4 protein-coding genes and 2 pseudogenes are annotated in these 12,786 nt (G+C 38.0%); 1 reads left to right on the forward strand and 5 read right to left on the reverse strand.

Annotation, left to right across the window (positions count from 1 at the left end; all coding sequences use genetic code 11):
• Positions 1-144: 144 nt before the first annotated feature.
• From galU to A6749_RS07900, 4 genes and pseudogenes are all read right to left on the reverse strand, one after another.
• A complete protein-coding gene (gene galU / locus A6749_RS07885; protein ID WP_066387599.1) occupies positions 145-1,029 on the reverse strand; it encodes a UTP--glucose-1-phosphate uridylyltransferase GalU in 885 nt (294 codons plus the stop codon).
• A gap of 882 nt (positions 1,030-1,911) precedes the next feature.
• A pseudogene (locus A6749_RS28825) lies at positions 1,912-2,391 on the reverse strand (C39 family peptidase); the annotation flags it as partial.
• Between the two features lie 504 nt (positions 2,392-2,895).
• Positions 2,896-3,621 (reverse strand): annotated as a pseudogene (locus A6749_RS28830) (serine hydrolase); the annotation flags it as partial.
• 204 nt (positions 3,622-3,825) lie between these two features.
• Complete coding sequence (locus A6749_RS07900; protein WP_153043011.1) at positions 3,826-8,436, reverse strand: bifunctional 2',3'-cyclic-nucleotide 2'-phosphodiesterase/3'-nucleotidase; 4,611 nt, start codon at positions 8,434-8,436, stop codon at positions 3,826-3,828.
• 262 nt (positions 8,437-8,698) lie between these two features.
• Between A6749_RS07900 and tagU the strand changes: the two genes are divergently transcribed.
• Positions 8,699-9,622 carry a polyisoprenyl-teichoic acid--peptidoglycan teichoic acid transferase TagU gene (tagU, locus tag A6749_RS07905; RefSeq protein ID WP_066387613.1) on the forward strand — a complete coding sequence of 308 codons (924 nt, stop codon included), beginning with the start codon at positions 8,699-8,701 and terminating at the stop codon, positions 9,620-9,622.
• Positions 9,623-9,668: 46 nt separating this feature from the next.
• Here tagU and A6749_RS07910 read toward each other — a convergent pair whose 3' ends face one another.
• Positions 9,669-12,695, reverse strand: a complete 3,027-nt coding sequence (locus A6749_RS07910; protein WP_066387616.1) for a S8 family serine peptidase — start codon at positions 12,693-12,695, stop codon at positions 9,669-9,671.
• Positions 12,696-12,786 lie beyond the last annotated feature (91 nt).

Here is a 12,786-nt window from a genome sequence, read left to right on the forward strand (position 1 = left end):
AGTTCCACTAAATCATACTATTAAACCAAATTTAGTTGTAAAGTTTTATTTAAATTAGTTCTTAAAAACCTACCTTGTTATTTAAGAGAGGGTAACCTTAATTGGAGACCCTTTTTATAGGCTCTCCATTTATTAATGTTAAATCTAGTTCAAAACCAATTCCTTTGTAAGAATATCATTTATATACTCCAAAACTTCCTCACGAAGGTCCTCATGCTGCAATGCAAATTCTATGGTTGTTTTTACAAATCCAATCTTCTCACCAACATCAAATCTATTACCCTCAAAGTCATAAGCGAACACGCGCTGAATAGTATTTAATTGTTGGATCGCATCTGTAAGCTGAATTTCGCCGCCAGCACCAGTTTCCTGATTTTCTAAGAACTTAAAAATTTCAGGTGTAAGTACATATCTTCCCATAATTGCTAAGTTAGACGGAGCCGTACCTTGTTTTGGCTTTTCTACAAAGTTAAATACCTGATAACGACGTCCAGTTTGTGAAGCAGGATCAATAATGCCGTAGCGTTGGGTTTCATTATCAGGCACTTGTTGTACTCCAATAACTGATGATTGTGTTTCTTCGAATTCATTAATTAACTGCATTAGACATGGGGTATCACTTTGAACAATATCAGCACCTAAAAGAACTGCAAATGGTTCTTCGCCAATAAACTTTCGAGCACACCACACGGCATGACCTAAACCTTTTGGTTCCTTTTGTCGAATATAGTGGATATTAGCAAGATTAGCAGCATATTGTACTTCATTTAATAAATCATACTTTTCTTTTTCAAGAAGATTTTGTTCTAATTCCGGAGTATTATCGAAGTGATCTTCAATTGCCCTTTTTGATTTGCCTGTGACAATAATAATATCTTCAATTCCTGAAGCAATTGCTTCTTCTACTATATATTGAATCGTTGGTTTATCAACGATTGGTAGCATTTCTTTCGGCATGGCTTTTGTAGCAGGCAAAAAACGTGTCCCTAATCCTGCTGCTGGAATTACTGCTTTACGTACTTTTTTCATTCCAATGTCTCCTTTTATAAATAATTCTATTTATATATTTTTTTCTACGTAATATTAACTTATTATATATACCTATTTTGTTTAATTTTGTCAAACAACACAACTTTTTGTAATACTTTTGTAAATTTTTTTACATGTTTATTTAAACTATATTTTCCCTTCTGTTTCTAGTACTATTTCACAGTTGGAAACAATTTTACATTTCGAGTTATAAAAAAAACCCAAAAAGGAGTATGATCTTCCTTAATGGGATTTAAATAACGTTTAAAACATATAGAGAAAATTTATTTTCTTTATACAGTTTCGCAATATATCCTATTTAAAAATTTCTTAATTCTATCGAACATAAATTTAAAAAGACTACCCCTTTTTACTGCAAATATTAATATGAAATAGCCCTCTACAAGAGTTACGGTTCTGATAAGGCGAATATGAACACATTCAAAAATAAACCATTTATTTAAGCAGGAGATTTTACGTGTCTCTGTAATGTCGGAACAATACATGTATCTCATTATTATTTTTTTATTTATTACTACATTAAAAGGATACCTGGCAATATATACTAGCAGTGGTTTCATTGCTTCTGCAATCTGGGCGTTCCTTTTTTTCATCATAGGACTAATTGTAGGGATTCTCGTTGCCTTAGAATCTTTTAAATATCATTTCATAACTAAAGTCCCTTCTGATACTGTTGTCCGGAACTCGAGAAAGCAATATGAAATGAAACTGCTTCAAATCTCCAATGAACTAAAAAGCTCGCATAAGATGGAAACAGTTAGAATGCGTATTTCTTGAGGCAATGGTTAAACTTATTTGGAATGAACTCGATAACGTATCAAGTTCATTCCATATTTGTTTTAAACCAAGATTATTTTGTCTCTAATAGGATATAGCTCTCTTTTTCTGATTCCCCCAAATCCGATTAAACTCTTTTTTGCTGATTTTAACATTTTTCTTACCTGTCCAGCAATCGTTAAAATAATAATTGCTTTGATCATATCCAGTTAGTACTAAGGCATGCACGGAGAATCCGTGCATCGGTGATACTAACACCACGACTGGTTTGTTTTTGAACAGCTGTTTTTCAATCGTTGTATTGCTTTTGCCGGTTAGATTAACAGAGCTGCCTGCGTATTTTTTGACCAACTTCATTAAAGCCGGGGGATAAATCGTCCAGCCACGTTTCGTAAATGGATTGCCGACATATCCGTAGTTTGGATTTGATGAGTGCCGCGGCATTTCCTTCGCAAGGCCGACTTTGTTGACTTTTGCCCCTTTATACTGGAGCATCATCGTAACAGCGGTGATTTCACAGCCTGTTGGCAGTTCCGGTCTTTGGTTAATTATAGGAACATTTATTGTTTTACCGCTGATTTGGTTAGAATGCTGTCCGTAGACCGTTTTCGGTTTATAGTAAATCCAGCCCAATACTCTCTTTGTGCCTTTTTCTTTCTCCGTTGCCTTCGTCACGTACCCGGATGTATTCACATCATAAAGAAATTGGATCTTGTCCCCATGCTGGCCAAAGGATGTTTTGGGGTAATAGTGATAATATCTGATAATCTTTTGCGTTTTTTTTTCAAGCTCTGCCGCATACTTTATCGTCTGGTCGCTATTTAGATAAAAACTATACTTAATTTGTTTTGTCGATGGATAAAATTGATTAATCTTAATTAATTTGCCTCCTGAATAAACTTTTTCATAACCATTTTTCACTTCAACAGTCGTTGGTGATTGGGTTGTTTCCTTTGGTGCTGTCGTTTTGGCAGCTGGCCTCGCCTTATGGTGTTTATAAACAATCCCCGCTAAGTCAGCGATTACCTTTTGTGACTTCTCATAAGATATATTCTTCGTCATAATTGCCAGTACAAACGGCTTTTTGTCGTAAACAATTGCCACATCATTATAAATTCTATCCGCCGGAATCATCCCTACTTTATGAGCAATAGAAACTCCCTTAATTCCTCGGGGAATCGTTGTATTATAGACCGTTTTTTTCAAATAGCCGACAAGTTCTTTTCCATATGAGCTCTTCGCCGAAAATTGATACAGCTTATTTGCATAAATCGTTAAGTCATTAGCGGAAGTTAAATTACTGCCGTTTGGATAAGCATACTGACCGCCCAGGCTTTTCATATATTTGATAAACTTGTCTTGGCCGACATATTCCTTCAGCATGATAAAGGCGATATTATCGCTGTAAATCATCGCATATTTCACCAGTTCCCTAATGGTAAAAGAAGTCCCGACCTTCTTTTTTTGAATAATGCCGCTGCCGCCATAATAATGATAGCTTTTGTATTTAAGCTTTTTATTTAAATCAATTTTCCCCTGGGAGGCCTGCTCCATTATGTAGATCGCAAGCGGCAATTTAATCGTACTTGCTGCGCGCCCCGATGTTTTTCCGTTTATTTGAAAAACTACTCCTGTTGTTAGATCCTTATACTGAAGTGTAACCGTGCCGCCTGATTTTTTTATGTAGTTCTTCAACTCAGTAGATAGTTTTGTAGAAAAGTTCGATGATGCTGCTTCTGCACTTGCATCTAAACCTGGCAAAATAAGCCCTAGCATTAAAAGCACGACGAGCATTCCCTTTAAAATATGTCCTATCTTCACCTATTCCCCACCCTTTTTTATCATATCTTGGTATTTTATCTCTATTATTCTAGCAAATTTAGCCATATATTTATATAGTTTTTACTATTTGATATTTTGCAAAAGGGTGAGCTGCATAATATACAACTCCAAAAAAATACCTCCGAAAAAATTTCGGAGGCATTCTTTTCTATTGAATTATTTACTTACTTTGACTTTCGTCGCCTTACTAACATTACCTGCTTTATCTTTTACAGTAATGGTAAGAACAGTGCCTGCTTTTTGTTTCTTGATGATTACGGAGTATTTGCCTTTTTTGTCAGCAGTGGCAGAGGCAATTAATTTCTTTCCTACTCGTACCTCAACCTTAGCACCAGCCTCAGCTTTACCTACTACTTTAGTTGTTTTAATCGTGACCTTTCCTGCTTTAGCAGGTGCAGGTGCCGTTTTATCAATAACCTTTACAGTTACAGGTGCACTAACATTTTTAGCTTTATCTGTTGCTGTAATAGTTAATTTTGTTCCGGCTTTTTGTTTCGTTTTTATTGTAACGGTAAATTTTCCGGCTTTTGCCACGGCTTTACCAAGTACAGTTTTTCCTGCTTTAACAATAACCGTTGACCCTGTCTCTGCTTTACCTGTTACTTTCTTGTCATAGTCTTTGACTTGATTAACAACTGGTTTAGCTGGAGGTGTTTTGTCAACAACCGTAACAGTTACAGATGCACTAACGTTTTGGGCCTTATCTGTTGCTGTCACCGTTAATTTTGTTCCAGCTTTTTGAGCAGCTTTTAGTGTAACGGTAAATTTGCCGTCCTTTGCCACAGCTTTACCAAGTTCTGTTTTGCCTGCTTTAACTATGACTGTTGATCCTGTCTCTGCTTTACCTATTACCTTCTTATCATAGTCTTTGACTTGATTGACAACTGGTTTAGCTGGAGGCGTTTTGTCAACAACTTTTACCTCTACAGATTGGCTTTCATTTCCAGTTTCAACATCCTTCACTTTAACTGTTAAAACAGTGCCAGCCTTTTGTGTCTTCTTCAATAAAACCGAGAAATTCCCTGCTTGGTTTACTTTTCCACTTCCAAGTACCCCTTCTTTGCTTGAAACAATAACCGTTAAGCCTGGCTGAGCTGTTCCGTGAACTACTTTATCTTTATCGCTTACTTGCTTCACGACTGGTTTATTTATAACAATTGGTGCTGTTGTTGAATCGACCATTTTTATACGGCCTTCAATTTGAGCAGACAAGCTCTCCGTTTGCGCCTTTACGTAATCATAAAGAGCTTTAAAGTCCGTCATAATGGTTTCACGATCTTTACCATTGATAAATTCCGTGTAACCATCGCCGCCGTCAGCCATAAAGTTATTAATCGTTACGGAGTATTCCGCTTTAGGATCAATTTTTTTACCACTTGGTAAGAAGATATCGACTACCTTTTCACCTATTGGCTTTTGATCATCCCATGTATAAGTTAGACCTGCAATTTGCATAATTCTTGTTCTATCTGGTACCCATTGCTGGTTAAGGACAGTACGGATTTGCTCCCCTGTTAATTTCAACGTCACGAGATCGTTGCCAAATGGCTGGATTGCAAATAAATGTCCCCATGTTACCGTACCTTTTCTAATATCATCACGAATACCGCCTGAGTTCATAAAGGCAAAATCAGTTTTTCCGGCAGCCAGCATGGAATCAGCAATGAAATTACCTAATGCAGATTCTCCCGCATCATTAGCTGTACGTGTGATATCATCAGAAGCAGTACCAACTTCTTCATTCACAATTGGTGCAATATCTGCTTGATATTGGTCAAGCTCGGCTTTAACTTTTGCATCAAGATGTTGTTCATCCTGGAAGGTTGTTACAATTTCGGCTTTTTTAGAGACAATATCTTTCGTTTCCGGATCAATCGTTAAATCAACGTCAGAAAATGCTGTTCCATACGAATAAGATTGGACAAGTAATTTTCCATTTACAGTTGAGTTCAAATACTTATGGTCATGTGCTCCATAAATCACGTCAACTTCCGGATCGACCGCTTTCGCAATTTCCACCACTTCACCTGTTGGATCTGAACCATCAGGCTTTGAAGTTCCGGGATTATGAGTAATAACAACAATCGCTCTGATACCTTGCTCCTTTAATTCTTTTGCGTATTTGTTGATAGCCTCAGTTTCATCCGTGAATTTAACGCCTTCTACACCACTTTTCGTTACAATATTTGGTGTATCGGTAGTGACAACACCGATGAAGCCGATTTTCACGCCGTCTACTTCTTTTACTGCATATGGCGGCAAAATAAGATCATTCGATTTTTCATCGACAACATTAGCTACGACATAATCGAAATTTGCCCCTTCAAATGGCCCATAATTTTCAACGGTTTTTGGATGAGCACCACCTTTGATTAAACGCATCATTTCCGTTACGCCTTCGTCAAACTCATGGTTACCGATTGTACCTACATCAAATCCTAACTCATTCATAAAGCGAATAGTTGGCTCGTCTTGGAGCAAGGCAGATACTGGACGGCTTGCCCCAACTAAGTCACCTGCTTGTACCTTTAGTGTATTGTCAGGATTGGTTGCTTCTCTTTCTTTCAAGTAACCGGCTAAGTATTCAATTCCGCCAATTTTCTTTCCAGTAGCCTTATCGGTTGTAGAATAATCCAACTGCCCATGGAAATCGTTAATTCCCAGCAATTGAACATGAATATCTTTACCAAGTTGATAATTACCCCACGTCCCATTCGCATCTGATACAGTACCAATCGATTTAATGTTCTTGGAAACATCAGCGATTTCTTTCGCATCTGGTGAAGACTTGAAAGTTAATTGAACGGAATTATTAACAGGTGCTAAAGACCAGTTATTATCTACTGTCGGGTTCACTGTACCTTGTGCTTGAATATAATCAATTAATACCTGACGGCTTTCATCTGGTGAATCCACTACAACTTTGCCAATTCCACCTTTTAAGCCTGGGAAGTTACCGCCGCCGCCAGCACGATAATTGTTTGTTGCCACAATAAATTTCTGATCGTCTTTTATCGATGTTCCATCCGCCATTTTTAAATTAACAATTCGATGAGAGTCCTTATTGACTAAATCTCCATCTTTATTATATCTAGGCTTTTGCGTGATATCTATTTGATACTTTACCCCATCAATAACATCAAAGTTATAGGAAGGGAACGTTTCATCAATAATATTTTGCGGTTCTGTTTTATTTGGATCCACTGTATTATATTGACCAGCAGCCATTTCCAGCCACTCTCTTACCGTTGCTCCATCCACCTCAACTGCTTTTAAGGTATTTGGATACAAATATAAGTCATTGGCGCTCTTAATGGAAAGTTCCCCTGTAGGAATGTTTGTATAGTACGATGGGCCGCTACGTCCACCAGCTTTAAATGGTGCACCTGCCGATAATATAGGAATATCCTTCAGTTCTGGATTCTTACTTTCAATCCATTTTTTCACATAATCAATTTGTGCATTATTGACAATTTGGATTGTTGGATCATCTTGGACTTGGGCAAAATAGCTATACATTGGGGCGGAAGTTTCTCCAATTTTCCCCCGTACATATTCTAATGTTCCCTCGTGATAATCTTTTACAGCATCAACAATTCGTTGATCCGGACCATCAACAAGTGCCACTTTGGTTTTGTCAGCATTTGTTTTAAATATCGGACGAAGGGCTGCCTCAGAATTAGACACTTCCCATTTCCCGTTGACTTTCTGTAATGTAAGGTCCATAACACCAAGGTTATTGCCCCAGAAGCCCGCTTCCATGGCTGGAGTACCGTTAATATGGCCTTTTTTATTATCGATTCCTTTATCCTCTTTACCATCAAATTGTGTATCACCTGGGAAGTTAACATGTGCATGTCCAAAGAGAAGTGCATCTATTCCTGAAACTTTAGATAGAGAATACACAGCATTTTCTGCTTCTTCTTTTCCTTCCGACGCAATGTCACAGCCTGAGTGAGCAATGGCTAAGATAATATCCGCACCTGCTTTTTTCATTTCAGGAATGAATTTATTAGCGGTTGCAACCATATCCTTAGCAATCACTTTACCAGATAAATTATCTTTATCCCATTGCATAATTTGCGGTGGAGCAAAACCGATAACCCCTACTTTTATCGTTTGTTTGTTTCCTGCTTCATCAATTACTTCTTTATTAAGGATTTGGTAAGGCGTAAAATAGTTTTTATCATTTGTGGGGTCATTGTCATGGTCATCCACATAGATGTTTGCGTTTACAAATTTATATGGAACTTCCTCTAATGCATTGTCCAAGAAATCCAAACCGTAGTTAAACTCGTGATTACCTGGGATACCAGCATCATATTTTAGAATGTCCATCGCTTTGAAAACAGGATGCTGCTCCGTTTCCCCTAGTTTTTTCACCTTTGCCACATAATCAGCAAGAGGATTTCCTTGAAGCAAGTCACCCGCATCAAATAACATGGAGTTCTGTTCATACGTTAAATTGCTGTTATTGTCGTAAACACTTTCTGCTCTAGCTTGTGTTATGAGTTTCGCAGTACGATCCAGCCCAAACTCAATGGTTGGCTTATCTTGATAATAATCGTAGTCCATCACATTGGAATGAAGGTCCGTTGTTTCAAGCAAGCGCAGTTTCACCGTGCTGTCAGCAGCTTCTGCCGCTTTTGCTACATGAGGAAAAATATTTAACGGGATTGTTGTAAGCGCTAACACTGTAGCCAAAGAACCGTTAAGCAATTTTCTCTTCATATTCCTCTCTTTATTTCTTTTTATTTGTCGTTTCACTCTGTCTCCACCCTTCGACAAAATTTTTGTATTGCATGATAATTCTACCAGTCTATTTTATAGAATTAAAGATTATTTTTTTAAGTTTTTGTAAACTTTTTTTAATCTTGAAAAATATGACTTTATACCTATTTCCTCAAAAAATCTTTCCAATTCAGCCAATAATTTTTTAACACAATTTCAAATATATGTATGAAATTCCGACGAAATCTGCTATTCTATTACATGTGTTTGACATTTTACTTTTGGAGGAACTAACTAAATGAGATCTGAGAAAAAGAAGAAGCGAACATGGCTCCGCGTTACTGGAATCATTGTTTTATTACTTGTAATTGGAATCGGCGGATATGCTTTTTCAGTTTATAAATCACTTACAAATGCAGTTGATACGATGCACCAGCCTATAGATCGAAAGTCTGATAAACGTACAGAAGAGGTTTCCTTGCAAAACAAGCAGCCATTTTCTGTTCTGCTTTTAGGTGTCGACCAGCGTAAAGGGGACAAAGGCCGTTCCGATACAATGATTGTTTTGGCTGTTAATCCGAAATTAAACTCGGTTAAAATGCTAAGTATCCCGCGCGATACCCGTACAGAAATCATCGGGAAAGGGACAGTTGATAAAATCAACCATGCCTACGCTTTTGGTAACGAAGAAATGTCGATGAATACAGTGGAACATTTCTTGGATATTCCGATCGACTATTATATTAAAGTGAATATGGAAGGCTTCAAGGATATTGTTGATGCGGTTGGTGGTATTACCGTTAATAATGATTTAGATTTCTCTCAAGGCGGTTACCATTTCCCTAAAGGGCAAGTTGAATTGGATGGTAAAAAAGCACTTGCTTATACTCGTATGAGAAAGCAGGACCCTTCAGGTGACTTCGGCCGCCAGCATCGCCAGCGTGAAATCATTCAAGGTGTTCTTAGAGAAGGCGCAAGCCTATCTTCCTTAACGAAATACCAAAATATTTTCTCGGCTCTTGGAAATAACGTAAGAACCAACTTAACCTTTGACCAAATGATGGATATTCAAAAGAACTATCGGGGTGCTGCCGGCAGTGTCGATCAAATGACGATTAAAGGAAGCGGCACTAAAATTAACGGAATTTATTACTACATCGTTCCAGATGATGAAAAGCAGCGTCTGCATGATGAGTTAAAAGCACAGCTTGAAGTCAAATAATAGTAAAAAAATCTGCCTACATTTGCTTAGGCAGATTTTTTTATTATTAGAAATAATCCCACTCATCAATTTCATCCCAATATTGATTTCCTAAGGAATCACGGTAACAGATTTTATAAAATAAGTAATAATAAGAAGGTTTCGTATAAACAATATTATTTGTTCCTGATTGTAAGGAGTAGCTGTTTTCTTCGAGCAGCGGACCGTTTTCGTAATCGTACACATACAGGTCTGCCGTTAAGGGCTGCGTGACATCAAAACTCAAATTCATTTTGTCGTGATAATAATAATGTTCCGGGTCATCATGGAACGATACACTTTTTAGCCAGGATGGCTTATCGCTGGAACTCATTTTCCCTTTTGCTTTAAATATCCGACCATATTCATTTTCCGCTGTTATGACATAATAGTAGGTATCATCCCACTCATAATACCCGTCATCGTTTTCGCCGTCCCAACTGAAATATTGATTCCCTTCTTTAACGGGTTCACTCTGCTTAATGGTTCTTACATTCTCGTTAAATTCATTTAAGATTTCAATTGTTACCTTCCCGGCGCTTGAAAGCTTGTAATAGACCTCACTAACCGGGGTCTCGTACAGATTTAATGTCACTACTGAAGGATAGCTAATGATAATCTTTGTTATCTGTACATGGATATTTCCGGTAAAGGTTTGGGACAAATTATACTTATCTGTTACTTTGATTTTAAATTGATAATCTCCGTCAGGTACTTGTTGATTAGCTTCGTCTGTAGCATCCCACTCAAAACTGCGGTTACCAGCAAGTTCCGCTGCATCTGTTTTAATTTTTTTAATTAAGCTGCTGCCTTGATAAATACCAACGGTCACATTTCCTGATTTGATAAGCTGATACGCAATCGTCATCAGCCCTTTAGTTTGTAAATATACATCCTTATTTGCTTGGATAGAAGGTACTCGCCAATCCTGAAGTGAAAAAAGATTGCTGTTAACGGTCGTTGTGTTGCCAGCAACGTCCTTTGCTTGAACAAAATAGTAGTATTTTCCTTCAGGTACGAGTGCATTTTTATCGTTTTTCCCATTCCAGCTAATCGCTATTGTAGCTGGTTTAGACGTCTTATTGTTAAATTTTCTGATAACTGTACCTTTTTCATTTTTTACATACACAATAACGCCGGCAGATTCCTTCAATTGCAGTGTTGCTTGGTGGTTCGTCTTATTATCCATTTTAAATATTGAAGAGCTTAGTGTAAGCTTAGCACCAGGGCTTATTGTATCTAAATTGATTTGAACCTTTTTAGGTGTTCCTGCTTTATTTTTGCTGTCAATCAGCGACAAAACTAGATTATAAGAACCATTCTTTACCAGCTGCCCCTTTGAATTTTTCCCATTCCAAACAATCGACTTCTTGCCGGCTGATAAAGCCTTTTTGTTAAGGATTGTATTCACCGTTTTCCCCGACTTATCCTTAACTATTGCCGTTACCTTTGCCTTTTGTGTTAATTCGTAAGGAATGGTAATCTTTCCGCTGACTTTTGGTGAAAAAGTATAGGTACCAGACACCAGGATTGCTGCTTTAATATTATTGACAACCTTAATGGTTGTACTCTTGTAGACAGTGGCTCTGCCATTTGTCATTTTTACTTCGACTTTATAGGTACCGGAAGATACGGCTTTTTTGCTGCTGGTTTTTCCGTCCCAATAAAGGGTGAATTTCGAACCTGAAGTATCTTTATTGGCAGCGACTGTTCTTAAGGTTGTACCGCTTGCGCTTTTAATCGTCAGCGAAATCTTTCCCTTCCCGGAAGTGCTGAAGGAGATACCCGCTTTATTTGTTCCCTTCATAGTGTATATTTTTGGTACAGTGATGCTTGAAATCGGTAGTGAGGTGTTGGAGACGGCCTTATTGGCATCGATTCTTCCATAGCCGTATAGGTAGTCCCACCCCTTTGTTCCAAGGTCAACAGTAGATTTTTTTAATATGGAGGCCACTTGGCCGGGACTTAAAAATGAGTTTCTGGAACGGACAAGCGCTGCGACACCGGAAACAACCGGAGCGGCCATCGATGTCCCGTTTGCATAAGCATAAGAGCTGCCGGAAATAGATGAATAAATATTGACTCCTGGTGCAGCTAAGTCAATGTAATTTCCTCTATTTGAAAAATAAGCAATCTGATCATCCTGTGCTGTCGCACTTACACTCAAAACATTGTCATATGAAGCCGGATATTCCGGAAGAAAGCTTCCATCATTTCCCGCAGCGGCAATCAATAAAACACCTTTAGATTTGGCATAATTAACGGCAATTTCGATTGGGTAGCTGTAACGTGGACTTCCCAAACTCATATTAATAATATCTGCGTTATGGTCAGCGGCATATATGATTGCCCGTACTAGCGAATCAGATGTTGCCTGTTCACCACTAAACACATTGATTGGCATAATTTTTACGTTGGGTGCAATCCCCGCAATTCCTATTTTATTGAAGCTTGCGGCAATAATTCCAGCAACATGTGTTGCGTGTAATTGGGGAGTGTATTGGGTACCTCCTGTTACCGCATTGTACGGCTTTACCATTTTTCCTTTTAGCTCGGGATGATTCTGCTGGACGCCGTCGTCAATAACCGCAACGGTAATCGCTGATGAGCCTTTCGTTTTATCCCATGCTTTTGGCGCTTGAATTTTATTCAAGTACCATTGCTGCTGAAACTTTGGCTCTTTTGGTATATAGGTCTTGGTGAACTTATAGTTTGGTTCGACTAATACAACCTGTTTGTTCTTTACTAATGATTTGGCGATGTTTTTTAAATCTGAGCCTTTGGGAACTTTCACAATAGTAAAGTCGCCATCCAGCAGCTGTGAATCCTCTTGTGCATTTACTTGTCCCAGAATTGCAGCTCGCTCGTCGGATGATACTTCCGGAGCAAATTTTACAATTAACTCCCTATCGACAAATTCTTTCTGATCCTGAAACAGGACATCCGGACTTATTTGTTTTGGCTGGTCAGTGATTTCATCCGCACTTGCTGGCAATGCCATAAATAATAGACATAGAAAAAAAAGACTAAATGACCATATCGATTTTGGCCTCACATGTACTCCCCCGTTATGAATCTAGTAGATTGACTTTCTATTGAATTACATTTTGGCATGTTCATTGGAGGTTGGGCTGGTTGGTATAAAT

This window comes from Neobacillus mesonae (assembly GCF_001636315.1).
GTDB classification, from domain to species: Bacteria; Bacillota; Bacilli; order Bacillales; family Cytobacillaceae; genus Neobacillus; species Neobacillus mesonae.

Bases quoted from the DNA above. Each gene is read 5' to 3' on its own strand.
- galU (WP_066387599.1), bottom strand. From the start codon at position 1,029: ATGAAAAAAGTACGTAAAGCAGTAATTCCAGCAGCAGGATTAGGGACA.
- tagU (WP_066387613.1), top strand. From the start codon at position 8,699: ATGAGATCTGAGAAAAAGAAGAAGCGAACATGGCTCCGCGTTACTGGA.